Below are 25,619 nucleotides of genomic sequence, written 5' to 3' on the forward strand. Positions count from 1 at the left end.
TAGAACGGGGCTTCATTGTTCATTAATTTCTCTTAGTATTTCAACCATAATCTCGTAAAGTGTTTTGTACTCGGGAAACTTTGCGTTGAATATTTTCCGCTCGCTTTCGACAACTTCCCAATCACCACGTTTTATAGGTCCTGTAAGTGCGTCTTTTAGTTGCTTAGACCCTATGTTTTGACTAACGCTTTCAAGTAATTTCGAAATGACTTTTCTTGATAATTCTTCTGAGAAACCGATATCCATGTAAAGTCTTTGCGATAGGTAAGCTAATGCAACGGGGAAATTACTCGCAATAACCGCTGCCAGATGATATTCTGCCTTTTTCTCTTTAGGTATTACGACGTATTTAGCACCAATGAGCTCCACCAAGCATTTCGCTATCTGTAGCCCTTTCTCAGCTCCTTCAATGCCGAAAACTACATCGTTGAATTTTTGCCATTCATTTGCGACAGCACAATTCGGATGCATAGAAGCAGGGGACCAATCCTGTGGCAGTATATCTGAAGGTAGGAAACCGCTGAAATGTATTGCTATTACATCGCTTCCGACTTTCCCCTGAAGCATTTTTGGAATATCTGCCAGGACTGAATCACCCACACCTATCAGCAACACTCCATTAAGCAGAAAGTCGTCATCGTACGTTTTGGCTTCGGCACTTATCTCTTTGGCCAAACTTTCGGCTTTTCTTTTATCCCGCGATATAACGTATCCGAATTTAACTTTCCCTGAGAGGTTTCTTGTTAGTGAAGATGAAACCCGCCCAACTCCTATCACATTTACGACGATATTGGATAGAGCCGAAATACCTTCCCCAACAAGATGCATTCTCAGGACTTCCCTTCATTTTGCGTTCGATTTAGACAAAATTGTTCAACAACATCTTTAACGAGTTCGGAAACCTGCGTTGAATCTGCTAAATCACGTTTCGATAAAATTTCCGCAATACTTTTGTTTATAATCACCTCCGCATGCTTTTTAATCCGTCTCTTAGCCCTTTCTTTTATCTCACCTGTTTCGTTTAGCTTCACTTTGTGATTCTCTATCTCTTTGTAGAGCTCTTCGATACCTTTTCCGGAAGTAGCAACAGTTAACACTATTGGTTTTGAGGATTCTGAAAACTGAAGAACCATTTCGAGGTTGACTTTGAGTATGTGCGCACCTTCCAGGTCGGATTTGTTGATTACGAAGATGTCTGCTATTTCCATAATTCCCGCTTTCATGAGCTGGATTTCATCTCCAGCAGCTGGTGATAGCACCAAAACAACAGTGTCAGCAACGTAGGCTATGTCCACTTCACTCTGCCCAGCCCCTACGGTCTCAATGATAACGTAGTCGAAACCGTAAAGTTTGTAGAGTGTGATCACTCCAAAGACCGAATCGTTTAATCCCCCGACATTCCCTCTACTACCCATGCTTCTGATGAAAACGTTGTCGTCTGTGAAGTGCCTTTTCATCCTTATGCGATCACCAAGTAAAGCGCCCCCTGTGAAGGGACTCGAAGGATCAACAGCTATTATTCCTACTTTCTTACCATTTGCTCTTAGTTTTACAACATAGGCATCGGTCAGCGTACTTTTTCCTGCACCAGGGCTACCAGTGAAACCTACGATATGAGAGCTGTTTTCTGCAAGTACGTCTTTGTACCTTTCTTCAACATTAAAAACAAGCTCTGGATTGTTTTCAATAAGTGTAATAGCCCTTGCAAGAGCCAGCTGGTCTTTTACAATTATTTTGTCACAGAGTGACAAAAGTTTTTGAATTTCGTTTTCTAAAGAACTTGCCGCTTTGTTTACCATCTATCAAGCTACCCCTTGCCCAACAACCTCTTGAACTTTCTTTACGATTTCCGATATAGGAGTCCCGGGCCCGAAAACAGCTGCAATGCCCATTTTTAATAGTTGTTCTGCATCATCGGGAGGGATGATTCCACCGACAAAGACAGGAACGTGGAAGTTGTACTGGTCCATCAACTCAAGCACTTTTTTGCATATACTCAAATGCGCACCGGATAAGATGGACAGGCCAATTACGTCCACGTCTTCTTGCATTGCTGCTTTGACTATTTCTTCGGGTGTTTGCCTCAGGCCAGTGTAAATCACTTCCATTCCAGCGTCCCTCAGACCTCTTGCAACAACCTTCGCACCTCTGTCGTGCCCATCAAGACCAGGTTTTGCTATCAAAACTCGAATTTTCTTTTCCATATCCCGACTCCCCCTTTCTTTCAAAGTTCACGTTTTTCCAAATATCTCTTGTTTCTATTTTAGCACGAAATAAGACCTTTTCAAACGTTGATATAATCGGCACAAGATGTTTTTGAAATGAAGGTGTACGAAAACTTTGCTTAGCTCCATTTTCTTCAAGATTTAACAGTGCTGCGATCGGATAATTTAAGGAGCAAACCTTCGGCGTTCTATGGTTATTTAACAGTCCTAATGCCAACACGAGTGAATTCATTACTGTATAACTGTAATGTTATGGAAAATTAATCAATGTAATGTTTGAACTTAAGAGAGCGGAAGTATAATAATAGCAACAAGTTTGAACATTGTTTGAGTTCTTCAGTAAAACTAATAATTTCATTCATAATTTTCTCTTTAATTCCACTTCATGCAACTATTTCATCAATACATCGTGTTTTTCAGGGGAGTGGTTGGATTTGATTCATTTTTTGGGAGATTTTTTTGTCGATGAAGTTCCAAATTGTAAACTTTCTAAGAGTGAACTCGTCACACTCGTTTATCTTATAACTAAGAAGAGTGCCTATTTGACAGAGATTGTTAACATCCTTGGAACAGCAAATTTGTATGATGAGTCCTATGCACGCAAGATATTAAAGAAACTTCCAGAAAAACTGGGTAATCAAGTTCGAATACTTAGTAGTGGGAGGTCAAAGGTTAAGATTGAACTTTCGACCGATGCTGACTTTGAAATCATTGAAAACACTATCGAAGCAATCCATGATGGAAGGTTAGATTACCAAAAAGGTGTTATGGAAATTGTTGAACTTTACAAAGGAGACCTTCTACCATTCTTAGACAACCCTTGGATTGTTTCGTATAGGAATCTGCTAAAATCTCTTGTTTTTCCAGTACTTTCAAAATCTTACGCTGATCCGGATACGCCAAGTCATATAAAGATTAGACTTTTAAAGATTCTCCCAGAACTTTACTCATCAACCATTAATATTGAGCTTTTCAAACTGATTTCAGAAAAATTCGAAGTCTCCTTGGCCAGTACCGTTTTTGATCTTTCAGATGGTTTGACGGCTGTGAAGTTGAGAATTAAAGAACCGGAGACCCTTCGACAAATACTGGATAATGTCAAGAAAGCTTCCTTACTTGGTGACACCGAACTTCTTCTTCTCGTCGATTCAGAGGTGGCTAAAGAATTTCTTTCAATACAAAGAACTAAATAACCAAAAAGACTATCGTACGAGGTGAGAACGTGATCTACATTAAATTTTTTGGTGATTGGAAGGTCTATAAGGATGGTAACGAGTTCAACAGTTTTAAATCGAAAAAAGCTCTGAAGTTGCTCTTTTATCTTCTGCTCTCATCAAGAAGTAAAGTTTCCATCGAAGAATTAATTAGAACTTTTTGGTCTGGATACTCCTCTGAGTACGCACGGAAAAACTTAAATACACAGCTGTACTACATAAGAAGAGATTTAGGCATTCCGTATAAATACTTGAGAAACGAAAGAGACTTTGTGTTTATTGATCACTCCTATTTTCAAAGCGATTACAGTGATTTTATTAAAGCTATTGAAAATGCTGATACCAGGAAGGCTTCGGAAGTTTACTCGGGAATATTGCTTGATGGTCTTGAAGATGATTGGATAAGAAAACATAGAATCAAATGTCAAAAACTTTACGAAGAGCTGCTGAAGATGAGTTCAGAGTCTCGAACCGAGGGCTATAAAGGTGTTTCTGAACTTATAGCAAAAGCCAAGGTCTTGATCGAGCATCAAAAGATCACACGTGAGAAATACTTTATCCCTGTTGAACTTCCAAAAATGGAATGTTGTAAAGAAATAAGGGTAAGAAAAGGGGACATAATTTTCGATTTGAGTGACAAACTTTTGATAATACTTGAGCGAGGAGTAAAGAGTTTTGATGATACAGTACGCGGTTTTGCCAAGAGGTTGGGAATAGACCTAAGTGAGATCAATATTTTAACTGAGGAGGACGTTCTAAACATTCTTAGTTCTTTCAATTCCAAAACTGCTTAGAATAAGTTCAAAGTACTAGTAAAAGGGGAGAAGTTGATGATGAGAAAACTTATCTTAGTCTTTTCATTTTACGTTGTGCTACTAATTACAAGTGGATTCTCTCTGGAAATATCTCCCAGTTTGATATACCAAATAGACACTGCAAAATATCAATTCACATACGAGTTTTATGTGAAAAATGATATTCCTATCGATTCGCGAATAACCATTGAAATAATAGACTTTATAACAGACGGCAGAAGTTATTCATTCGACGACCCTGATTACAAGTACAGTCTTAAAAAGTACGTTCGTGTTGCGGATGCGTCTCTAAATTTGTCGGTTAATGAACAGAAACCTATTAAGGTAGTGTTCGACGTTCCTCAGAATTTTCCAGGCGCGGTCGGAATTTTCGCTTTGAAGATAACGCAAGAAAGTTCTTCTAGTGGAAAGGTCCAGCTAAGATTAAATTACATAGTACCGTTTTTTGTTAGGTTTACTAACGTGCCTGTTTACCAGTCTGTGGCAATTAAAAATATATCTGTCAAAGATCTCCTGAATGAACCAGATGAAAAATATGGTGACTACGGTTCACTGATAACTCTCGAAATTGAAAATACCGGAAATATTGCGTTTATCCCGAAAGGGAACATGCAGATTTCCTCTAAGGTCTTAAGAACGATCATCACAGAGGTTCCTATTGATTCCTTTGACCTTGTTGTTTTCCCAGAAAGAAGAACTTTCTATTCTGTATACATACCATACAGTTTACCTTCTGGGAGTATTGATGTGTTGCTAACGGGCAAGTCTTACGGACAAGAGTTTAGCATTAGCGCTTCGAAAGAGCTAAACACGAGCAATTCATTGTTAATTATCCAGAGCCAACCAATGATTATCCTTTTTACGGAAGGCACAAAAAATACTACACAGAATCTCGTTCTAAAAAATCTTTCTCCTCATAAAGAGACATTGCAATCAAGTCTCTCAGAAAACATATTCTCGTTCCTACCAAAAAAAGTCACACTTTATCCGTATAGAGATGTTAGTATCAATATCAAAAGTAACATTAAGGATTTCAACTTCACTGGTGACAAGATATATTTAGTAGAATTCTCTGCAGAGTCTGGACGAAATATCTATAATGTTTCCCCAAGTTATGTTGTATTACGCGGAAAAGTTATAAATCCGTCACTAAATGCTACAGTTAGCTCTTCGCAAGCAAGTTCCGTATTAATCGTCCAAAACACTGGAGATTGTATTTTAGAATTCAATGTGGTTTATAACAACCAAATGCTCAACGAAAAACCTTTGGTAATATTCCCTAGCCAAGTCATAAATTTAGACTTTGGAAGAGTTATAAGAACAAGCATATTAAAAATAGAATATTCCGCATATGGTGAGCAGAAAAAATACATCTACGATGGTTTTTAATTTATTTTGATCGAGATTGTTAATTTGTAGCGGTATAACATATAAGCTTACTTAACATTGTTATTGTTATGCTTCAAAAGGTTTCACGCTACACAAATGTATTTTGGTAAGTTCTCCATGTTTTCGTTAACACTTAGACCGTTGAAATCCTTTGAACATCAAAAAATTTGGTGGGGATGTTTTGAACTTTAGAAAATGATATGATTTTTGGATATTTTTATTTCAAAAGTATTCTTGATTCTTTGGGGGGTAAAAAATGTACAAGAGATTGTTTGTTTTTCTGAGTTTTGTTGTTCTTCTAACCATTGTTCAAGCAATTGAAGTTTCGTTCTTTAATACTAATATAAAGGACGCACTAAACATGCTCTCTGTAGAAACGGGAGTTGTTATTATATATGAACCTTCCGTTAGCGGAGCTGTCAGTATACAGACCGAAGATGAATCGATCGAGAAAATTTTGGATCTCTTGCTCATGCCATACAGCTATTATTGGACTAAAGTGGACGATGTGTATTTCATAGGCAGTACAAATCCAAATTCAAGTGGTTTTACAAACGTTGCAAGAGTTTATCAAATTCCTCTTAAGTATAACCCTGCAGAGATGATAATGGGTGCACTTCCAAGGATTTTCCAAGATTATATGCTAAAGCCGATTAATCAAAACAGCCTACTTGTCTACGCACCTCCCCCGATAGCCTCAAAAATTGCTTCTTTTGTTTCCCAAATAGATTTACCAATTAAGACAGAGGAAATTTACGTAAAAATATTGGACATTAGCGAGAGGTTTTTAAATACGCACTTAATCGATATTGGAATACAACCTTACGTTTCTGGTGTTGCTTATGTGCCTAACATTTTTCAGATCCCTCTTTTTGGCACAAACCTCTATCTGCTTTTGAATCTCTCAAACTCTGAAGGTGGCAACTCTGAGGTAGAAGTGCTTTACGAGGGTAAAGTTAAGGCAGCGAATGGAGTTCAAAGTAAACTAACCGCTCAGCGCAATTATACTACAATGCGATACGTCGATGGAAAACTGACCAGTGTAATAAGTCAAGCAATTGTTGAAATGAATATAACCCCAAAATTTTTGTATAATAGATGCGTGTTGGATTTATCACTCAAAATAGAGGGTTTTCCGTTTACAAATGAACTGAATTTCGAAACTCGTGGTACCTCTTTGCAGACAACTTTGAATTTAGAATATTCTAAACCCTATCTTGTTGGTTCGTTCAGTTACGAAAGAACTGTCCAAAAAGAAGGTGGAATTAGTTTTCTAAAAGATCTACCCATAGTCGGATGGCTTTTCAAGAAATATTACAACGAATCTGAAAAGCGTTATATTATCTTCTTGGTATCCGTTGGTACGAACATGGAAAAAGATGTACTGGTCGGTGATTCAAGATGAAGAGAATTGCACTCTTAGCTTTTATTCTTCTAACGTGTTTCGGTGCACGCATTTTATCGATCACTCTCGACTTTTCAAATGCAGCACTCTCAGATGTTCTTAATTACCTATCTAATGAGTCGAATGTGAATTTTGTGTACTCATCAGAATTTGGTAGCAGGTCTGTTTCAGTATCCCTACAAAATGTAGATCTCGAAACTGCATTGAGAATGGTTCTGTTACCCTTGAATCTCGATTTTGAAAAAATCACCAAAGACACTTATGTGATACTCAACCTTTCGAAATACGGTTCTATGCCAAGATACGCAGCTACATATGATCCGCGCTACGTATCTCCAGAAACGTTATCAAAAATTCTTGATAAGATGAAGATAGAAAACTACGTGCTGGGTGGTAGATTAACGTATTACGTATTTAGCCATAATCAGCTTATGCAGGTAAGAAACGTTTTATCAAAACTTGATACTGAACATGATGAAAATTCACAATCAGTATTGCTCAAAATAACCTATCTTTCTACTTCTGAACTTAGAACGCTTAAGGAATTGTCAATTGAAGACCTTGGAAAGATACTGTTCACCGAAAGATATACAACCTTCTCCACCACCACACACTATGTCTTGTTTAATTACACCTTAAAACAATCGAATTCCACACCGTATTCTCTTAATGATCCTACCGTAACTACTGAGGAAACGACTTTAGGAAGATATGAACTAAATGAAGGGGATTTTAGAATAAGTCTAATTGTCTTAGGAAAAGGTAATAATGTGATTATTAATGCGTCGAATGAGTTTTCGCAAGTTGAGGTCCCAGTTTTAGAAAACGTACGGGAGGAAAACCTTTCAGGTGCCGTCCTAAAGTCCGGGAATTTCTTAGTTTTCATAGAAGCCCACAGAATTGACAGTTCCATGTGGACTGGTAAGAATGGTCTGACAACTGAAATTGAGAAAGTTAAGAAAGCAACGGATGGTAAGTCATTATTAAATTCTTTTGAAGTGTTTCTCAATGAATCCAGAGCAAAAATATCACTATCAAACGATAATAAGAGATTTTCTTTAGAGTTGGCAAACAGCACGGAAACGGGAATGAACGGTTGGAATGTTGAATCCTCAAGCATGTTTGTTAATATCCTCAGCGGAACTTACATTGGTATATCTTACAATTTTCCTAAGAACTCGTTCCGTCTTTTGTTAGAAGATGAGATTAAGATTTTTGATCAACTGTCTGTAACCCCACAAATTTCGTACGATTTTACGAATGGCTCTTTCTCAATAAAGGTGTGGGCAGATTTTACTTTATCGTTTTCACAAACGAGGCTGCTACTAAGTACAAGAATCTCAAGAGAGTCTACCGCTAACACGGTTAACTTAGGTTTCACAGCAGCTCTGGGTTTTGGAATAAACACGGGAGAATATTGGGTTGGTCTTTATGTAGAGGATGGAAAGGTAGGGTTCTATGGTTCAGTCAAGTGGTAAGTGTCCTTTAAAACGGGTAAAAAGTGAATTCTAAGGTCACGGGGAACTCTTCGGTCTGGAGGTTTCCCCAATCTATATCGAAAGCAACCGAGAGATTTCCTTCCAACTTCTTCGAGGGGACTGAGATAGTTTGACCAATGTTGATTGGTTCGGAACCAATTTTTAACTGCCTTGGTGCAACAACGGTTTGAATTGAATTTTCAGGAACGTACACGTTGACAGAAATTTTGAATCGCTTATTAGATTGTATACTTATGAATCCAACGACACCTTCGGAACTTTCCGGATCCAATGGAATGGGTTGAGATTCGTTGTATTCCCATTGAACTTTTACAGTTTGCTTGACTGTGAATGTGAGAACCTGACTCCAAGTTAATCCTCCTGGTTCAAGCAGTGCGTAAAAAATACCGGAACCGAAGGTGTTAACTGCATATACGATAAGTAAAAAAAGATAGATAATTTTCTGTTTCTCCGTGGTTGATCACTCCTCAGATCTTAATAGCTCAAAACGGCAAGAACACAAACGTCAACAGCAACGTAAAGTCATCAGGCAACTCAGTAAATGTAAAGTATATAACCAAATCTCCGTATAACCAACGATTTGGAACGGAGGTTGGATACGCAGGATTTAGGGATATCCAGTCGTTTTTTATCCTGATTCGGCTTACACTAATACCTGTTGCATCAAAAATCTGCGCAACTGCGTAAACTTTGAATTTGATGTCTGAATATATGTATATCCTTCCTATTGTTGCAAGTTTGTTTACGTCATCAAAAATAAACCTCTGGTTTTCATCGTAGAACCACTGAATGTTTATAACAGCCCCAAACGTTGATAGAGCAAAAGAAGTTACAAGAACAACTATGGCAAGTGTTAACGAAAAGTTTTCTACAATCAAGTAAAGCATACTCACAATAGTCTTAAAATTATCGTTGAACAAATTCATCACCACCTTTATTATACCACAACTTTCAAAAAACTAAGAGGGGCCTTAAGCCCCTCTCAAATATTTTAAACCTTTCACTCAAGTATTAAGTATTAGAACGGAAGGAATGTGAAATCAAATCTCACTTGAAAGTCGTTTCCCACATTCAAAACCTCGGAGTTAAACTCAACAGCAAATGCTCCTGACAAAATTTTCGTTGAGACTTGCGTTGGTGAAGTGCTTGAGCTCGACAATGTTGTTGAACCAACTTTAAGAGAGACTACTTGAACACCTGTTGGTAAGGTACTACCAACGCCATAGTAAACTTTGAACTGTTTGTTTGACCTAAATTCGATGTTCCCAACTGTAGCCGTATAGTTTGTGTCGTCAACCGCAAAAGTTTGATTTTCATTATAGTCCCATGTAACTTTAATCCACTGTCTCACAGAGAATGTCAAAGTCTGGCTCCAAGCAGTGCTTTGGTTCAATTGCAAAGTTACACTTCCAGCCGCAAGCATAAGCCCCGTAAGTAACACCATCAACGAAACTACAAAAATCCTTCTCATATCACTACCTCCCCTTTAGTGTAGTTTTGCATCTGTTTTTTAACCGACACTTGGGATTATAATAACGCTGGACGGAAAAAGAAAGGAAAAAGTGAAAAAAAACAATAAAAAACACCGATGGCCAAAAAAGCGACCATCGGTGTTTCGGTAGTGTATTTTTTTGAAAAAGATTTACTCTAGTTCCACCAATACCTGCCCTGTGTCTACTGTATCTCCTTCTTTGACGTGAATCTTTTTGACGGTGCCAGCTCTATCTGCAACTATGTCGTTTTCCATCTTCATTGCTTCAAGAATTACAACTTTTTGCCCATATTCTACCTTCTGGCCTTCGCTAACTAAAACTTTGAGGATAACGCCCGACATCGGAGAGATTATTTTCGCACTTAGACCCGATGAGCTCGCTGCCGGTTCTTGTGTTGATTGTGTTGGTCGTGGTACTTTTGTTTCTACAACCGCAGGACTTTTTTCTCCAAGGGCTTGCGATTGTGTTTGGACAGGTTGTGAAACTGTCTGGACGCTCTGAGTTATGGTGTTCTGAACACCTTGAGTTTGCTGAACAGCTCCGAGCTCTTCAACTTCAACCACGTACTCTTTTCCATTAACCCTGACAACGAATTTTCTCACCATCTATTTCCACCTCGCCATCCGTATGTTCTCCATTCTTCCCATCCACGCTGTCCTTTGATTCTTGTAGTCCTTGTTGCATTTGGAGGAACCTTGGTTACAGACCTAACAACAACGTTTGTTCCAAGTACAGCATAGATTGCGCCAAAAACGGCCGCTATTTCTTCAGATTCATCTACTTTCGTTTGTGAAGTAGGTTGAATGCTTTTTTCCGAGATATTTTGCGTAGTTTGTATAGATTGTTCTTCTCTAGTTTCACCAGGTGCTTTTACTGATGGAATTTTCATCTGCTTATTCTTGCTTACTCCAAAATATTCCATCAGTTTAAATATCGCGTAAAGTATTACAAAAACAAGGAAAACAGTCGTTATTCCAACAATTGTCACTGTGAGTTCTATTGGCAATGATGTTGTCTGTGTAGCGGTTTGAGCTGTTGTTTGAACCAATGACGCCGCCTCGTTAATTAGTTGAGTAGCTTGGAGTGTTTGAGATAATTGTGTTACCGTAGCTTCAATAGGCATTTGCTTATCACCTCGTTAGTGTTTGGAAACTTCGAATCAGAAAGTTACGAGTATTACAGCGGTATGTTTCCGTGTTTTTTCCTCGGTCTTGACTCAACTTTTGTCGCACTGTACTCAAGTGCTTTTTCGATCCACGTTCTTGTTTCTGCTGGATCAATTACGGCATCTATATAACCTCTTGATGCTGCGACATATGGATTTGCAAAGAGTTGTCTGTACTCTTCTATTTTCTGTTTTCTTGTTTCTTCTGGATTTTCGGAAGAGTCAATTTCTTTTTTGAATATGATATTGGCTGCGCCATCCGGACCCATAACAGCAATTTCTGCCGTCGGCCAGGCAGCTACAAAATCAGCCCCTAGGTGTTTACTGCCCATCGCGATATACGCCCCACCGTATGCCTTTCTCAAGATTATCGTTATTTTTGGAACCGTAGCCTCACTGTAAGCGTACAGCAATTTGGCGCCATGCCTGATTATTCCTCCGTGCTCTTGTTTTGTTCCTGGTAGATATCCCGGTGTATCAACAAATGTGATAATCGGAATGTTGAACGCATCCAAGAACCTTATAAACCTTGCCGCTTTGTCAGAGGAGTCTATATCAAGCACACCAGCAAGGTAGTTTGGTTGGTTTGCAACAATTCCAACAGACCTTCCGTTGATTCTTGCAAAGCCAACAACTATGTTCTTTGCAAAATGTTCGTGCACCTCGAAAAACGTTCCTTCGTCGACAACTTTCTTTATCACATCACGTACGTCAAAACCTTTCTTAGGATCAACAGGAACTATCGTGTGAATATCTGAACTATTTGGAACTGTCACTTCCCCTTCAAAAGGTGGTTCTTCCATATTGTTCTGCGGAATGTAAGAAATTAGTTTTTTAACCATTTCTATAGCTTGTTTATCATCTGACGCTAAGAAATGCGCGTTTCCGCTCTTGGTGTTGTGAACGAACGCACCTCCGAGGTCTTCTTTTGATATGTCTTCGCCTGTAACAGCCTTTATGACGTTTGGACCGGTGATAAACATCTGTGCCGTTTTGTCAACCATCACGACAAAATCTGTTATTGCTGGAGAATAAACCGCCCCTCCGGCGCATGGACCTGCGATAACGGTGATTTGTGGTATTACACCGGAAGCTATTGTGTTCCTGAAGAATATCTCTCCGTAGCCGTAAAGTGAATCAACACCTTCTTGTATTCGCGCACCGCCAGAATCGTTTATCCCAACAAGCGGGATGCCCATTTTAAGCGCCAAATCCATTACCTTCATTATCTTTTTTGCGTGCATTTCACCAAGTGAACCACCCATAACTGTAAAGTCCTGTGAAAATGCGGCAACAGGTCTCCCGTTTACTTTTCCAATGCCTGTCACAACACCATCAGCGGGTAGCTTCATCTTATCGAGTCCAAACATGGTATTTCTATGTTTAACAAACTTATCGATTTCCTCAAATGTTCCTTCGTCAAATAGCAACTGGAGTCTTTCGCGAGCTGTTAATTTCCCTTCTGCATGTTGCTTTTCTATTTTGTCCTGGCCACCACCTTGTTCAACTTCAGCTTCTATGGATTTGAGCTGCTGTATAAGTTCTTCCATCTCCATCTAATCCACCCCTTTTATTAATCTATTACCATGCATTGTAATCAATGTTCACCTTCCACGAGCTCAATTAAAACTCCTCCTGTTGTTTTCGGATGTAGGAACAAAACTCTTGTTCCACCAGCACCAGGCTTTGGTTCTTCAGATAGTGGTTGAAGCCCGTGAGACTTTGCCAAAACCACGGCTTCGTCGATACCGTGTACGTTAAAGGCAATGTGATGGATTCCCTCGCCCTTCTTTTCAAGGAAGCCTGAAACTTCCGAATTTTCATTCATCGGTTCAAGCAATTCGATTCGTGTATCTCCGACTTTTATAAAGTAAACTCTTAGCCCCCGTTCGGGAAGTTCCTCAATTTCTGTAACTTCTAATCCCAGAAAATCTTTGTACAGTTTTAGCTTTTCTTTTGCATCTTTAACCGCTATTCCAATATGGTCTATTCTGTTTGTATGCATACCTTAGTTCACCCCCGAAAGTAATTTTACTGCTTGTCTTCTAATTACATTCTACAGATTTTTCATAACTTCTCAAACCCTTCTAAAGCCGTTCATATCCATCCTAAGGCTTTTGCGGTTCTTCTCATAAAGCTTTTGAGTGCTTCCTTTCCAACTTCAGTTTTTACGTATATGTCTTTGAATTCGTTTTTTTCGCAGCGTATTACTTTCACATCACCAACGGCAATGCAGGTTTCTGTATAAGGTTCATCAACCAGGGCTTCAAGTCCAAACACATCTGGAAGTTCCTCGGAAAGTATTGTCTCATATGCGCCCAAGGAAACCTTTACCTTCCCAGACTTCACGATGTACACGTACGGTTCTTTCTTGTCTTTTTCAATTATCTTATCTCCATCCTTGAATTCAAGAGTTTCCACGTAACATCACCTCTAAAACTCTTGCCATTTTGGCGTACCTTCTGTATATGATGTTACCTTCTTCTCTATATATGCTCTCCAACGTCTTTATTGCCTCGTAAGAGTAGTCCAGAAGATGTGAATAGTAGAGCAAAACCTTTTTCAGCAAGGCTTTGGCAACGTATCTGTCGTTTAGAACAATATAAACCTTTGCAGCTGTTTCGATAAGAAGCTTCCCACCGATTTGTTCTTCTGGAAAGCGTTCAACGAATTTCTTCACCAAATTGACTTTAGTGAGCAATTTGTCGTCCTCAAGGCTTTCTATCAATTCTACAGCTTCGTCTTTATCTTCAGGCAATTCTCCACCAGAAAGAGTTAAGAGGGCTTCTATTTGATTAAGGTATTCATCCATGTTTTCCGTTTCAAAATTGAAGTCATCTAAGACAAGATTTTCCAAATCTATCGATGTCTCGTATATGATTTTTCTCAAGGCGATAATACTTCGGATAATTCTTTCGTATTCATTTTCTAAGTTTGTTTCGACAATTTCAGATTCTTCTAAGGCTATTACGTCATCCTCCAAAGGGATTTGAAGTAAGTACTCAACAAGTGCCACGTAGTCGCCTTTCGTCAAGTCGTGATATGTATCATGTCTTGTTTCTCGGATTGTACCTGAAATGATCTTGAACAGTGTCTTGGGTACTTCTCCTTTTCTAAAGATTACTCCCTCGACCTTCATCTTTTCACCTTCTTTGAAAAGATGTACGTGTTTTTAGTACTTTGGCATGCGCTATCCTCTCTTAATCTTTAGCTTCGGCTTCCTGTTACCTGACTTATCTTGTTTACTTTCCTCAATAAGTTTGAACTCTTCATGGATTGTGCTAACCCTTGCGAGCTCTTTTTTCGATTCTTCCTCGGCTTTGTTGTCAACTCTCCTGAGGTTGAGTAGGTAAGAAACGGCCAGCTCGTAATTGCGCATCATCATGTCTGTGAACATTTCATAAGTTTCCTTCTTGAACTCCAAAACAGGATCCTTTTGGCCGTAACTTCTTAATCTAACAGATTCCTTGACGTGTTCGACTTCTTCAAGATATTGTCTCCAATTCTCGTCTATGATCCTCAACACTATGAATTTTGCGACGTGTTCAAAATCTTCTTCTCCGAATTCTTTTTTCTTCGATTCATAGGCTTGTTTGATGCGATTTATGAGTTCTTCCTTGAGCTTTTCTCTGTCGTCGTATTTTTCTATAATTTCATCGACGTTCACATAGTCTTTTATTATGGCAAATGAGTCTTTAAGCCCTTCCTTGTTCCATTCAGGTGTTGAACAGAATTCCTCCAATCTTGATTCTACAAAGTTTTCAATCGCCTCTTCCATGAAATGGTCAACGTTGTGCTGCAATATGTAATCTCTGTAGCCGTAGATTGCTCTTCTTTGTGTATCTAAGACGCTATCAAGTTCGAGCAGGAATTTACGCACTCCAAAGTTTATACCCTCGACCTTCTTTTGAACTTGCTCTATCAATTTGGTCAACAAAGGATGGTATATCGGCTGACCCGGTTCGATTTTCACCATGTCCATGACCTTTTGTATCCTGTCACCACCGAAGATTCTCATTAAGTCATCTTCAAGCGAGAGAAAGAATATCGACTCCCCAGGGTCTCCCTGCCTACCTGACCTTCCGCGTAGTTGGTTGTCTATCCTTCTGCTCTCGTGCCTTTCTGTTCCTATAACCAACAATCCACCAAGCTCTTTAACACCAGGTCCGAGCTTGATGTCCGTTCCCCTACCAGCCATATTGGTGGCAATTGTGACCATGCCTTTTTGACCGGCTTGAGCTATAATCTGCGCTTCTTTTTCGTGGTACTTTGCATTCAAAACTTGGTGAGGAATTTTCTCTTTTTTGAGCATTTCACTGAGTCTTTCGCTTTTTTCTATGGACGTCGTTCCTACAAGAACAGGTTGCCCTTTCTCGTATCTTTTCTTTATCTCCTCAACAATTGCTTTGTATTTTTCTTCGACGGTCCTGTAAATTAAATCGTCCCTGTCTACCCTTATCATCGGCTTATGAGTCGGGATAACGACAACATCAAGCCCATATATTGCTTTGAATTCTTCTTCTTCCGTTTTAGCAGTTCCGGTCATACCTGCGAGCTTTTCGTACATCCTGAAATAATTCTGATAAGTTATCGTAGCGTATGTTATGCTCTCCTCCTTTATTGGAACGCCTTCCTTTGCCTCTATTGCCTGATGCAATCCTCCACTGTAGCGCCTTCCAGGAAGAACACGACCTGTGAATTCGTCGACAATCAAGACCTGCCCGTTGTGAACTATGTAATCAACGTCCTTTTTGAACAAATGAATCGCTTTGAGTGAGTTTATTATGTGATAGATGCTGTTAACGTTTGCTGGATCGTATAAGTTATCAACGCCAAGTAACCTTTCAAGGTAATCTATGCCTTCGTCCGTTAAAATCACCGAACGATGTTCTTCATCTACTTTAAAGTGCTTGTCTTTCTCTAAACGTTTCGCAATTTGGTAGAATTGTTTGTAAACCGCTGCATTGTTCTTCGATGGACCACTGATGATGAGCGGTGTTCTTGCCTCATCTATTAGTATGCTGTCGACCTCGTCGACTATGGCATAAAAGTGCCCAGTTTGAACTTTGTCTTCTATCGATATAACCAGGTTGTCTCTGAGGTAATCGAATCCAAATTCCGAATTCGTTCCGTATGTTACATCGCACCGGTAAGCTCCCTTTTTGCTCACCTCTATTACATCTACTTCGAACGCTTCGACGGCCTTTTTGACTTTTGCTTCGTCTGGTAAGAACTCCCCGTCGAAATCGTCAGGCCAGACGCAATAATTTTCTTCAAGACCTTTCTGAGCTAACTCTGGGTTTTTCCAAACTACTTCATATGCCTTACCAGATGTTGTTATAACTCCCACCCTTAGACCGAGGGCCAGATATATCGGTCCCATCCACATGGCATCCCTTTTGGCAAGGTAGTCGTTCACCGTAACCATGTGGATGTTTCTGTTCATTAGGGAGTTCAATACAACAGGTAAGGTTGCAACCAAAGTCTTGCCTTCTCCAGTTTTCATCTCCGCAATTTTTCCTTTGTGGAGCACTATGCCACCAATTAATTGAACATCGAAATGTCTCATTCCTACGGTTCTTCTCGCTACTTCTCTTGTAAAAGCAAAAATATCAACCAGATATTCGTCCAGTTCATCTAAGCTTTCCAACGTCCCCTTCTTTGATAAAACGTATTCTTGCATCTGCAGAAACGACATGTTCCGTACTTGTGGTTCGAGCTCGTTTATTTGCTCAACCAACTTCCTTGCCTTTCTTATTTCCATTTCGTTCTTATCAAACAACTTTTTCAAGCTTTTGAGCATTTTCCAAGTCCTCCTACTATCCTTTTTGTTTATTAATTTTCGTCGGTTCAAGAATATTTTACCACAAGAAAAGAAAAAGGTCATCCTGCCGATTAGCAAGGATGACCAGAAAGAAAACGTATATTAGAAATCTATGCCTTCGAGGAGCATGTTATTAAGTTCGTTCAGTATTTCATGAGGTGCTATGAGCTCACCGCCAACCCTGCTGAGTAATCTCAATTTCGTGCCTGGCTTTATCAGTTTTACAACTTCACTGGCGTACTGTCCTAAGTTCATCTCAGCAACCAAAACGTTTTGAACATTCGCGAGTTTCTTTCTCATCTTTTCTATAGGAATTGGCCATATTGTTATTGGCCTAAGCAAGCCTACTTTTATTCCTTCCTTCCTTGCTATAAGCACAGCTTCCTTTGCCGACCTTGCAACTGAACCATAGGCAATTATTACCGTCTCAGCATCGTCCGTCATGAATTCTTCGCACTCGGCTATTTTATCGATATGTAACTTAATCTTGTTAACAAGCCTTCTGATGAGTTTTTCAGCGGTTTCCGCCGTGGCCATTGGGAATCCTGATTCATCGTGAACCAAACCGGAGACGTGGAAGTGGGCCTTACCCATTTCTACGAGTGAAGGTGGAAGGTTCTCGGCATACTCACTTTCAGAAAATGGTACAAAAAGTTCTTCTTCCTCAAGTTCGCGGGATGAAAGCCTTTCAATTATTTCAATTTCACTATCTGGTGGTAGCATAAAGTTTTCGTACATATGGCCAAGTACTTCATCCATCAAAAGTACCACAGGTGTTCTGTACTCTTCAGCTAAGTTGAAAGCTTTAATAGTGTACCTGTAAACTTCCTCCACTGTCGAAGGATAAAGCGCTATAATCGCATGATCACCATGCGTTCCCCACCTTGCTTGCATTATATCACCTTGGGATGGTTTGGTGGGCATACCAGTTGATGGCCCTCCGCGCATAACGTTAACAAAAACCGTCGGTGTTTCCGTCATTATCGCATAACCTATAGCTTCTTGCATGAGGCTAAAACCTGGTCCACTTGTTGCTGTCATAGACTTTACTCCCGCAAGCGATGCACCTATAATCGCAGCGGCACTCGCTATTTCATCTTCCATTTGTATGAAAACCCCTCCGACTTTGGGAAGTTCTTTTGCCATCGTTTCGGCTATCTCAGAGGATGGAGTAATTGGATAACCAGCGTAAAAACGGCAGCCTGCCTTTATCGCACCATATGCGCAAGCTTCATTTCCTTGCCAAAACACCATCCTTGGATTCTTAGGCATTTTCAACACCCGCCTTTTGTTCTTCTTTGATCTCGACGATATTTATAACAAAATCAGGACACAGATTCTCACACATCAAACATCCAATGCACGTACTGTGGTCGTAAACTGCTGGTTTATTAAGCTCACCCTGAACAATTGTCTTTGTGGGACACACATGATAACAAATCCCACAAGCCTTACACCATTCGTACTTTATCTCAACTCTGTACTGCTTTTTAGCCATTTTCTTACCTCCCTAAAATCAGTTCTTCTTCGGACAATTACTTGAAAATAGCCAGGAACACACCTGCAGCAACTGCTGATCCAATGACCCCGGCAACATTCGGTGACATAGCGTGCATGAGTATGAAGTTAGTTGGATCCTCTTCTTGAGCAAGTTTTTGAGCAACCCTTGCAGAATCAGGAACTGCAGAAACTCCCGCAGCACCAATAAGTGGGTTGACCTTGTTTTTTAAGAACAAATTCATGAACTTGGCAAATAGAATACCGCTTGAAAGAGCGGAGACAAATGCGAACGCTCCCATGCCAAATACAAGTAAAGATTGTGGTGTCAAAAAGATATCGGCCCTTGCCGAAGCTCCAACAGACAAGCATAGCAAGATAGTCACAGTGTCGAGTACGTACCTGCTCGCTGCTTCAACAAGGCGCTTCACATTGCCAACTTCCCTGAGAAGATTACCAAACATCAGTGGTCCAACCAACGTTAAAGATTGTGGAACCAAAAGTGCGGTAACAAGTGTCGTGATCAGCGAAAAGATGATCTTTTCGGTTCTGGTAACCTTTCTCGGCGGGTTCATTCGGATTAACCTTTCCTTTCTGGTTGTCAGAAGCTTAGATACAGGTGGTTGGAGTATTGGAATAAGCGCGATGTAAGAATATGCAGCGATTGCTATTATCGACAAAAGCTCTGGAGAGAATTTTGTGGAAACATAAATCGACGTTGGTCCGTCTGCACCTCCGATGATACCAATGGCCGCAGCTTGCTTTAAAGTAAATCCAAAAGCCCTTGCAAGCAAGAACGTTATGAATATTCCAATCTGAGCTGCTCCACCGAGGAATATGGTAATTGGATAAGATAACATGAACGAAAAATCCGTCAACGCACCGATACCAAGAAAGATTAATGGTGGGTAAATCCCTAAGTCAAGTCCTTTCTTTATGTAATACATAAATCCACCAGGAATGAACCGACCATCTGGAAACGTCTGCGGTGGGTTCAAGATACCTGTTGCAAGTGGTGGAATGTTGGAAAGAACGATACCAAAAGCGATAGGTATCAACAACAGTGGCTCGGCATCTTTTTTAACGGCAACGTATATCAGAACACCAGCAATGGCTATCATGAAGATGTTGCCAAATGTCATTTGAGAAAACGCCATTGTTCTGATAAAAGCAAGAAACTCCTCCAGCATTTGCTCTGGCCTCCTGGTTTTTATTTTGATATCTTTCTCAATATCCAGTATACTATCTTCGCAGAGACTTTTCAACAAGAAACACGAAGAACAAAACTAAGTATATGGGAATATTTCATTGAATTGTCTCAAAATTCAAAGTTTAAGTTCTTCATTACCCCATCTTTCATCAGAAATTCACCTTTACTGATTACGCTCACGATTTCAAAACTCTGTTCGTCTACCAAAATAAAATCTGCATCCTGCCCCTTTGCTATTTTCCCCTTATTCAATTTGAAGACCCTTGCAGGATTCGTAGTTGAGATTTTGAGAACTTCCGCCAGTGGTAGACCTTTTTCCAGTACTTTGCGAATAGTGTACCAAACTGCACTGACACTCCCAACATCAAGTCCTACAAAGTTCCCATTATCATCGAACTTTGGAAGACTGCCTTGCCCATCTGAGGAGATAGTTACATTATCAAGTAACCCGTTTTCATATGCTTCGCATATTGCATCTATCGTGGTAAATTCAGCACGAACAAATTCAGCGTCTTTCGGCTGAAGCGCGGTTAGGTCGATTGTTCCACCCCGTTTAGCGAATTCAAGACCTTGTTCAAAAAGCTTCCTGCTTCTGCTCATGTGTGTAGGATACAGATGTTGGATTGGGATTTCCGTTTTTTCTATGATATCGAACAGATATTCAATTCCTCTTTTGCCAGATCCGACATGGAAATTCACGATACCAGCTTTACCGGAAATCATCCCTCCAACCCTTATATCGGCAACGATTCTTAAAATTTCCTCAAGTGTCGGTTGGGAAGACCTGTGGTCAGATATGGCGATTTCGCCAACACCGATGACCTTGTCGATCAATACAATGTCCCTCATGATGCTTCCAGTGAACGTTACTGGAGGAACACGATAAGAGCCTGTGTATATGAAAGTGTTTAACCCTTCGCTTTCAAGAGATTTTGCTTTAGCGTACAGGTTCTCAAGACTTCTGGTAATACCATCGGTCCCAAGACATCCAACAACCGTTGTCACCCCGCTTCTTATGCAGTCTGAAATTTTCAACTCTGGAGTTCTGGTTTCAAATCCCCCTTCTCCACCCCCGCCAGTTATGTGAACATGCGGATCGATAAGCCCGGGCAATAGCAAAAGTCCGTTGGCATCGTAAATTTCGTGCTCAAAAGGGAGAACTGAAGTATTCACACCTTCGCCCACGTGGATGACTTTATGGTAAAAAATGACGTCCTTTTTTCCAATATACTCAGGTGAAAATACTTTGGCGTTCTTTATAATTTTTATCATTTCCTTCCTCCTTGAGTTTGCAACCAGAGTGAATGAGCTACTTAAACACCGATCGAACCATCAATGCCTATCTTGTATCCCATTCTTTTTACTTCTTCGATTACTCGTTCAACATTTACGTCGACCAAATAAGCTATATCTCGCACACTCACTTTTGCTTTACCAAAAATTGGTTTAAAATAATTTATCGCCATAATCGTTCTTTGGATCTGATTACTCTGACTCTTTATTTCCAACAGCTGTTTCACTTGCATTATACGTCTAAGCTGTGACTCACATATCTTCAAAATAAAACCGGGATTTGTTAAAGCCGCCTTTTCTATACTCTCAGTGCTAAGTGGTATTATATCTGTTGGGGATATCGAATAAAGTGTTGCCATCCTTGTTTTCGAATTCATTATTGCGCCCTCTCCAACAAATTCACCAGGTCCTACTATACTCATCAAGACTTCCCTATCTTCAAAAAGCTTCACCGCCTTTAAATATCCCTTTAGAACAAGAAACGCCTCGGTAGCAACCTCACCCTCCAATGTTACAATCGTTTCGCTTGGAAGGTGCAATCCCGCTTTCATGTATATCTCCAGAATCTCTTGCTTCTCTCCACCTTTGTAAAAACTCGTTAAGTACAAATAAGACAGATGTTCGGAATAATCTTTTGGACTTAGGCGTCTAAAATGTACATCTGCCTTTTCAGGTTCTAAAATCATGCTCAACAATGTGTGCCATATCATTATTTCTTTTCTGAGCTCTTCGTTAATCGTTTGAGGCATGAGTTTTACAATTACATCGTATGCTTCTTTGTAGTAACCTGCTGCGTAAAGTGATTTGACTTGGAGCATATCTTGAAAAATACTGTCTGTAATTTTATAGGCCCCCGGATGCACTTTGTTAAAAAATCTCATCCTATCCGGTCCAACGTACGTTGGGATTTCTTGAGATTCTGTAAGCTCAGAATCGATTAGGAGTAACCTCGCAGCTACCGACGGAATTATGTTTTTTAAAGCTTTCCCTGTGTGCTCGAAGTTGTAAATCTCATCTGGCTTTATAGCAAAAAGCGTTACTTCGCTTACCGAAACGACTTGCTCTTGTGATGGCAGGTTGAAAAGAGCCCATTCTCCAAGTGCCCCTGTTTCAATGCGCATTGTTCTATTAAAGAGCTTAGTTTCGACTATACCATCAATTAAGTAGTACAAATACCGGGGAACTTCCATATAATCGTAGATTTTCGTTCCCGCTGGGAGTACGAAAGTCTCCATGGTTCCATCTCCTCAGATAAAAAGGTTCAAAGAAAAACCGGGCACATTGTGCCCGGCTTAATTTTATCATATAACGGCCAATTTCTTTCCGACTTTCTCAAATTTCTCAAGCGCAAAGTCAAGGTCTTCCTTCGAATGCACGGCGCTTATCATCACCCGTATCCTTGCCTTTCCTTTCGGAACGGTTGGATAACCTATCGCCTGTGCAAAGATACCTTCTTCGAAGAGTTCTTTACTGAACTGAGTTGCAACCTTCGCATCGTAAAGCATAACAGGTGTTATCGGCGTTTGGCTCACTCCAAGGTCGAAACCTAGCTTTTTCATCTCCGTTTTGAAATAATCTGCATTGTTCCAGAGCCTCTTAACCCTTTCATCGCTCTCTTGCAGTATCCTGACAGCCTCAAGACAAGCTGCCACATCAGCAGGTGTGAGTCCTGTGCTGAAAAGGAATGGTCTTGCTTTTTGCTTCAGATATCTAACAAGCGTTTCACTACCTGCGATGTAACCTCCAAGCACACCAAATGCTTTAGAAAGCGTTCCTATTTCCATATCAACTTTCCCATGGAGTCCAAAGTGATCCACGATGCCTCTTCCAGCTCTACCAAGGACACCTTCCCCGTGCGCATCGTCAACCATGACAGCGGCACCGTATTGTTCTGCAAGGTTGACTATCTCTGGAAGCGGAGCGATATCTCCATCCATACTGAAGACACCATCTGTTACTATTAGTATCCTTCTTGCTTTTTGGACATCCCTTGCTTCTTTGAGCCTTGCTTCCAATTCGTTCATATCGTTGTGTTTATAAACGTACCTTTTCGCCTTTGAAAGTCGAACACCATCGATTATGCTTGCATGATTAAGCTCATCGGAAATAATGGCATCGTTCTCATCACCAAAAATTGTTGGGATCGCTGCCTGATTTGCCACAAATCCTGACTGCAAGAAAATAGTAGCTTCAGCTCCCTTAAATTCGGCAAGTGCTTTCTCGAGTTCTTCGTGAATCTTCATCGTTCCTGCGATAGTTCGAACGGCTCCAGGTCCAACTCCCCATTCCTGAATCGCCTTTATCGCTGCTTGTTTGAGCCTTTCATCGTTAGCAAAACCAAGATAGTTGTTCGAGCAGAGGTTCAGCACTCGTTTACCATTGACAACGATCCATGCACCCTGTGGAGACTCAAGCGTGCGTATATTAATGTAAAGTCCTTCGTTCTTCAATGTTTCCATTTCGTCTTCTAAGATTTTGTAGTTAAACATAATCTCCCCCCTTTGAAAATCAGTTTTTAATTAATCCAGATTCAAAACAACTTTACCACATTGTTTGTTGAGCATGAGTTCGAAACCTTTTTCCCACTCGTTAAACGGAAGCACGTGAGTAACAACTTTTGAAAGGTCAACTTTCTTTGTTCGTAAAAGCTCATCAGCTATTCTCCATGTCTCGAACATCCTTCTACCTGTTATACCATAGACCGTAAGTCCTCTCATGGTGATTAACGCGTCAAAATTAATATCGATCTTTCCACCGAATATACCAAGAACAGATACCTCTCCGCCCATCGTGACGCATTTTAAACCGTCCTCAAACGCTTTCCTGTTACCACTCATTTCGAGCAAAACGTCGACTCCATCGCCGAGTAGTTTATAAACTTCCTTGACCAAATCTTTTTCCGCAGGATTTATCACAACATCGGCACCGTTTTCTTGCGCCATTTCTATTCTCAGTGGGTCAACTTCCGAAACGATCACAGTACTTGCACCTGCAACTTTTGCCACTTGGATCGCCATCAAACCTATCGGGCCTGCACCGGTTATAAGTACCGTCTTTCCAAGTAAGTTTGTGACGGATGCCGTATGAATTGCGTTTCCGAACGGTTCCATAACAGAGGCGTAATCCAATGGGATTTCGGGCGAGAATCTCCAAAGGACGGTTTCTGGGATGATAGCATATTCTGCGAAAATACCATTCGTATCAACACCCAAGATTTTTAGATTCTTACACACGTGCATCCTTCCAGTTTTACATTGATAGCAGTGTTCACAAGGAATATGAGTTTCCGCTGCGACCAAATCACCAACCTTCACTTGAGTTACAGCACTGCCAACTGCTACAACTTCACCTGCCATCTCGTGACCAGTGATGAGCGGTGGAATTATACGAGATTGTGACCATTCATCCCATTTGTATATGTGAACATCAGTTCCACAAATTGAAGCACGTCTAACCTTAACAAGCACATCTCGAGGTCCCAAGTCTTCTTGAGTGGGCCTTTTGACCTGCTCCATCACCAAACCAGGACCAGCTACCTTTTTCATTATCGCTCTCATTGTCCCATATGCTGTTTCTGTTCCCAAGGCAATCGCCTCCTTTTGTCAGCTTCGTTAGATTTTTTGGACAAGTTGTTCTAATGCGCTGCACAATTCAATTATACAACCAACCAAGAAACAAAGAAACTTCACCAAGCGATAATTTAACGAGCATACGAAAGAAAAAACATTGGAAAAGTTCCTTATGTGGTAAAATTCACTTATTTTCTCAATAATGTTCGCTATGTGAAATTTAAAAGAAACTCTCAAAACTCCATGTTTCAATCGAATTCTGCATAATCCCTAACATATCTTTCATTCCTTATCGCTACTCTCTTGCCTTCCATCTCAATAATTCCAAGCCTTTCCAGTTCTATAAACACCCTCGAAAGTGCAGGTCTTGTTGCACCGAATTCTCTTGCCAATTCTTCCTTCGACATATACATGGTTACTGTGGAGGAATTCTGTTCATCCATTAGTCTAACAAGATATGAGCAGACTTTTTGAACGAGATTTTTCATCGTTATTTCGTAGAACCTATCGGTGATAAACACAAAAGCATCGCTAACATATTGCAGATAATTCCTTAGGAGCTTCTCGTTTTTCATAAGCAAGGAGACGAAAAAATCCTTTTCGACAGATAAAAACACAGAAGGCTTGACTGTTTCAACATCGACGGGATACTTGGCATCTGTAGAAAAGATAACAGCCGCTGCCAAGAGCTTTGGAGCGAACATGTGGTCAATCTGTAAAACGCGTCCTTCTGGGTTAGTGAACAGCCCAAATGCCTCGCCTTCCACTAAAAAGAGCAGTTCCTCACATGAATCTCCCCTGATTCTTACTAATTCTTTTGAATCATACCTCTCAACCCGAGCATTACGAACGACCTCTTCTATACAGCTTTTCTCAACACCTTTGAATATCTCGCACGTTTGAAGAGCCTCAATGAAACGTTGATTCGAGCTACTCATCTCAATTCCCCCTTAGTGGATGAGTTTAAAGTAATTTTTTTGATTCTACATAAATTGTAACATAGGTTACGGAAAAATTCTTT

25 protein-coding genes are annotated in these 25,619 nt (G+C 40.2%); 5 read left to right on the forward strand and 20 right to left on the reverse strand.

Annotated features, from left to right (window positions below; genetic code table 11):
• Positions 1 to 12 precede the first annotated feature (12 nt).
• Genes CBS1_RS05490 through CBS1_RS05500 form a run of 3 tightly spaced genes read right to left on the reverse strand, consistent with a single transcriptional unit; the run spans position 13 to position 2,204 of the window.
• Positions 13 to 828: a Rossmann-like and DUF2520 domain-containing protein gene (locus CBS1_RS05490; RefSeq protein ID WP_052107212.1), complete on the reverse strand. Its 816-nt coding sequence runs from the start codon at positions 826 to 828 to the stop codon at positions 13 to 15.
• 2 nt (positions 829 to 830) lie between these two features.
• Positions 831 to 1,799, reverse strand: a complete 969-nt coding sequence (gene meaB / locus CBS1_RS05495) for a methylmalonyl Co-A mutase-associated GTPase MeaB (RefSeq protein ID WP_052107213.1) — start codon at positions 1,797 to 1,799, stop codon at positions 831 to 833.
• 3 nt (positions 1,800 to 1,802) lie between these two features.
• The gene (locus CBS1_RS05500) at positions 1,803 to 2,204 is read right to left on the reverse strand and encodes a cobalamin B12-binding domain-containing protein (RefSeq protein ID WP_033192158.1); all 402 of its coding nucleotides are present in this window, start codon (positions 2,202 to 2,204) and stop codon (positions 1,803 to 1,805) included.
• A gap of 455 nt (positions 2,205 to 2,659) precedes the next feature.
• Here CBS1_RS05500 and CBS1_RS05505 point away from each other — a divergent pair, with 455 nt between their 5' ends.
• The 5 genes from CBS1_RS05505 to CBS1_RS05525 all read left to right on the forward strand — a co-directional run bounded on the left by CBS1_RS05505 (position 2,660) and on the right by CBS1_RS05525 (position 8,526).
• On the forward strand, positions 2,660 to 3,418 hold the full coding sequence (locus tag CBS1_RS05505; protein ID WP_090222027.1) for a hypothetical protein: 759 nt from the start codon (positions 2,660 to 2,662) through the stop codon (positions 3,416 to 3,418).
• 29 nt (positions 3,419 to 3,447) lie between these two features.
• Positions 3,448 to 4,233 carry an AfsR/SARP family transcriptional regulator gene (locus CBS1_RS05510; protein WP_090222029.1) on the forward strand — a complete coding sequence of 262 codons (786 nt, stop codon included), beginning with the start codon at positions 3,448 to 3,450 and terminating at the stop codon, positions 4,231 to 4,233.
• A gap of 36 nt (positions 4,234 to 4,269) precedes the next feature.
• Entirely contained in the window at positions 4,270 to 5,643 is a 1,374-nt protein-coding gene (locus CBS1_RS05515; protein ID WP_090222031.1) for a hypothetical protein, read from the forward strand.
• Positions 5,644 to 5,899: 256 nt separating this feature from the next.
• Entirely contained in the window at positions 5,900 to 7,048 is a 1,149-nt protein-coding gene (locus CBS1_RS05520; RefSeq protein ID WP_090222033.1) for a hypothetical protein, read from the forward strand.
• Complete coding sequence (locus tag CBS1_RS05525; protein WP_090222034.1) at positions 7,045 to 8,526, forward strand: STN domain-containing protein; 1,482 nt, start codon at positions 7,045 to 7,047, stop codon at positions 8,524 to 8,526. The genes CBS1_RS05520 and CBS1_RS05525 overlap by 4 nt, the downstream gene beginning before the upstream one ends.
• A gap of 503 nt (positions 8,527 to 9,029) precedes the next feature.
• On the opposite strand, the gene CBS1_RS05530 is transcribed toward CBS1_RS05525, so the two are convergent.
• From CBS1_RS05530 to CBS1_RS05610, 17 genes are all read right to left on the reverse strand, one after another.
• On the reverse strand, positions 9,030 to 9,467 hold the full coding sequence (locus CBS1_RS05530) for a hypothetical protein (protein ID WP_090222038.1): 438 nt from the start codon (positions 9,465 to 9,467) through the stop codon (positions 9,030 to 9,032).
• Positions 9,468 to 9,565: 98 nt separating this feature from the next.
• Complete coding sequence (locus tag CBS1_RS05535) at positions 9,566 to 10,018, reverse strand: hypothetical protein (RefSeq protein ID WP_090222039.1); 453 nt, start codon at positions 10,016 to 10,018, stop codon at positions 9,566 to 9,568.
• Positions 10,019 to 10,189: 171 nt separating this feature from the next.
• Positions 10,190 to 10,645 carry a biotin/lipoyl-containing protein gene (locus tag CBS1_RS05540; protein ID WP_090222041.1) on the reverse strand — a complete coding sequence of 152 codons (456 nt, stop codon included), beginning with the start codon at positions 10,643 to 10,645 and terminating at the stop codon, positions 10,190 to 10,192.
• Positions 10,639 to 11,163: an OadG family protein gene (locus CBS1_RS05545; protein WP_090222042.1), complete on the reverse strand. Its 525-nt coding sequence runs from the start codon at positions 11,161 to 11,163 to the stop codon at positions 10,639 to 10,641. The genes CBS1_RS05540 and CBS1_RS05545 overlap by 7 nt, the downstream gene beginning before the upstream one ends.
• A 53-nt stretch (positions 11,164 to 11,216) precedes the next feature.
• Positions 11,217 to 12,755, reverse strand: coding sequence for an acyl-CoA carboxylase subunit beta (locus CBS1_RS05550; RefSeq protein WP_407918642.1), 1,539 nt, complete (start codon positions 12,753 to 12,755; stop codon positions 11,217 to 11,219).
• Positions 12,756 to 12,802: 47 nt separating this feature from the next.
• Positions 12,803 to 13,210, reverse strand: coding sequence for a methylmalonyl-CoA epimerase (gene mce, locus CBS1_RS05555; RefSeq protein ID WP_090222045.1), 408 nt, complete (start codon positions 13,208 to 13,210; stop codon positions 12,803 to 12,805).
• A 92-nt stretch (positions 13,211 to 13,302) separates the two neighbouring features.
• Positions 13,303 to 13,626, reverse strand: coding sequence for a Crp/Fnr family transcriptional regulator (locus tag CBS1_RS05560; protein WP_090222046.1), 324 nt, complete (start codon positions 13,624 to 13,626; stop codon positions 13,303 to 13,305).
• Positions 13,613 to 14,344 carry a cyclic nucleotide-binding domain-containing protein gene (locus CBS1_RS05565; protein ID WP_033192172.1) on the reverse strand — a complete coding sequence of 244 codons (732 nt, stop codon included), beginning with the start codon at positions 14,342 to 14,344 and terminating at the stop codon, positions 13,613 to 13,615. Before CBS1_RS05565 ends, CBS1_RS05560 begins: the two co-directional genes overlap by 14 nt.
• A gap of 51 nt (positions 14,345 to 14,395) precedes the next feature.
• Complete coding sequence (gene secA, locus CBS1_RS05570; protein WP_033192173.1) at positions 14,396 to 17,008, reverse strand: preprotein translocase subunit SecA; 2,613 nt, start codon at positions 17,006 to 17,008, stop codon at positions 14,396 to 14,398.
• A gap of 123 nt (positions 17,009 to 17,131) precedes the next feature.
• Positions 17,132 to 18,301 (reverse strand): 2-oxoacid:acceptor oxidoreductase subunit alpha, encoded by a 1,170-nt coding sequence (locus CBS1_RS05575; protein ID WP_033192174.1) that lies wholly within the window; start codon positions 18,299 to 18,301, stop codon positions 17,132 to 17,134.
• Positions 18,294 to 18,527, reverse strand: a complete 234-nt coding sequence (locus CBS1_RS05580) for a 4Fe-4S dicluster domain-containing protein (RefSeq protein WP_033192175.1) — start codon at positions 18,525 to 18,527, stop codon at positions 18,294 to 18,296. The genes CBS1_RS05575 and CBS1_RS05580 overlap by 8 nt, the downstream gene beginning before the upstream one ends.
• Positions 18,528 to 18,564: 37 nt before the next feature.
• Complete coding sequence (locus tag CBS1_RS05585) at positions 18,565 to 19,716, reverse strand: sodium ion-translocating decarboxylase subunit beta (protein ID WP_033192176.1); 1,152 nt, start codon at positions 19,714 to 19,716, stop codon at positions 18,565 to 18,567.
• Between the two features lie 128 nt (positions 19,717 to 19,844).
• Positions 19,845 to 21,008, reverse strand: a complete 1,164-nt coding sequence (gene iadA, locus CBS1_RS05590; protein ID WP_033192177.1) for a beta-aspartyl-peptidase — start codon at positions 21,006 to 21,008, stop codon at positions 19,845 to 19,847.
• 41 nt (positions 21,009 to 21,049) lie between these two features.
• A complete protein-coding gene (locus tag CBS1_RS05595) occupies positions 21,050 to 22,264 on the reverse strand; it encodes a cyclic nucleotide-binding domain-containing protein (RefSeq protein WP_090222047.1) in 1,215 nt (404 codons plus the stop codon).
• A 66-nt stretch (positions 22,265 to 22,330) separates the two neighbouring features.
• Positions 22,331 to 23,518, reverse strand: coding sequence for a glycine C-acetyltransferase (locus tag CBS1_RS05600; RefSeq protein WP_033192179.1), 1,188 nt, complete (start codon positions 23,516 to 23,518; stop codon positions 22,331 to 22,333).
• Between the two features lie 30 nt (positions 23,519 to 23,548).
• Positions 23,549 to 24,586, reverse strand: a complete 1,038-nt coding sequence (gene tdh, locus CBS1_RS05605) for an L-threonine 3-dehydrogenase (RefSeq protein ID WP_033192713.1) — start codon at positions 24,584 to 24,586, stop codon at positions 23,549 to 23,551.
• A 260-nt stretch (positions 24,587 to 24,846) separates the two neighbouring features.
• Positions 24,847 to 25,536 (reverse strand): Crp/Fnr family transcriptional regulator, encoded by a 690-nt coding sequence (locus CBS1_RS05610; RefSeq protein WP_033192180.1) that lies wholly within the window; start codon positions 25,534 to 25,536, stop codon positions 24,847 to 24,849.
• Positions 25,537 to 25,619: the final 83 nt, after the last annotated feature.

It is taken from the genome of Fervidobacterium changbaicum, assembly GCF_004117075.1.
Taxonomy (GTDB): Bacteria; Thermotogota; Thermotogae; order Thermotogales; family Fervidobacteriaceae; genus Fervidobacterium; species Fervidobacterium islandicum.

Coding starts and splice junctions, on each gene's coding strand:
- CBS1_RS05490 (WP_052107212.1), bottom strand. CDS start 828: ATGCATCTTGTTGGGGAAGGTATTTCGGCTCTATCCAATATCGTCGTA.
- meaB (WP_052107213.1), bottom strand. CDS start 1,799: ATGGTAAACAAAGCGGCAAGTTCTTTAGAAAACGAAATTCAAAAACTT.
- CBS1_RS05500 (WP_033192158.1), bottom strand. CDS start 2,204: ATGGAAAAGAAAATTCGAGTTTTGATAGCAAAACCTGGTCTTGATGGG.
- CBS1_RS05515 (WP_090222031.1), top strand. CDS start 4,270: ATGATGAGAAAACTTATCTTAGTCTTTTCATTTTACGTTGTGCTACTA.
- CBS1_RS05520 (WP_090222033.1), top strand. CDS start 5,900: ATGTACAAGAGATTGTTTGTTTTTCTGAGTTTTGTTGTTCTTCTAACC.
- CBS1_RS05525 (WP_090222034.1), top strand. CDS start 7,045: ATGAAGAGAATTGCACTCTTAGCTTTTATTCTTCTAACGTGTTTCGGT.
- CBS1_RS05535 (WP_090222039.1), bottom strand. CDS start 10,018: ATGAGAAGGATTTTTGTAGTTTCGTTGATGGTGTTACTTACGGGGCTT.
- CBS1_RS05540 (WP_090222041.1), bottom strand. CDS start 10,645: ATGGTGAGAAAATTCGTTGTCAGGGTTAATGGAAAAGAGTACGTGGTT.
- CBS1_RS05545 (WP_090222042.1), bottom strand. CDS start 11,163: ATGCCTATTGAAGCTACGGTAACACAATTATCTCAAACACTCCAAGCT.
- CBS1_RS05550 (WP_407918642.1), bottom strand. CDS start 12,755: ATGGAAGAACTTATACAGCAGCTCAAATCCATAGAAGCTGAAGTTGAA.
- mce (WP_090222045.1), bottom strand. CDS start 13,210: ATGCATACAAACAGAATAGACCATATTGGAATAGCGGTTAAAGATGCA.
- CBS1_RS05565 (WP_033192172.1), bottom strand. CDS start 14,344: ATGAAGGTCGAGGGAGTAATCTTTAGAAAAGGAGAAGTACCCAAGACA.
- secA (WP_033192173.1), bottom strand. CDS start 17,008: ATGCTCAAAAGCTTGAAAAAGTTGTTTGATAAGAACGAAATGGAAATA.
- CBS1_RS05575 (WP_033192174.1), bottom strand. CDS start 18,301: ATGCCTAAGAATCCAAGGATGGTGTTTTGGCAAGGAAATGAAGCTTGC.
- CBS1_RS05580 (WP_033192175.1), bottom strand. CDS start 18,527: ATGGCTAAAAAGCAGTACAGAGTTGAGATAAAGTACGAATGGTGTAAG.
- CBS1_RS05585 (WP_033192176.1), bottom strand. CDS start 19,716: ATGCTGGAGGAGTTTCTTGCTTTTATCAGAACAATGGCGTTTTCTCAA.
- iadA (WP_033192177.1), bottom strand. CDS start 21,008: ATGATAAAAATTATAAAGAACGCCAAAGTATTTTCACCTGAGTATATT.
- CBS1_RS05595 (WP_090222047.1), bottom strand. CDS start 22,264: ATGGAGACTTTCGTACTCCCAGCGGGAACGAAAATCTACGATTATATG.
- CBS1_RS05600 (WP_033192179.1), bottom strand. CDS start 23,518: ATGTTTAACTACAAAATCTTAGAAGACGAAATGGAAACATTGAAGAAC.
- tdh (WP_033192713.1), bottom strand. CDS start 24,586: ATGAGAGCGATAATGAAAAAGGTAGCTGGTCCTGGTTTGGTGATGGAG.
- CBS1_RS05610 (WP_033192180.1), bottom strand. CDS start 25,536: ATGAGTAGCTCGAATCAACGTTTCATTGAGGCTCTTCAAACGTGCGAG.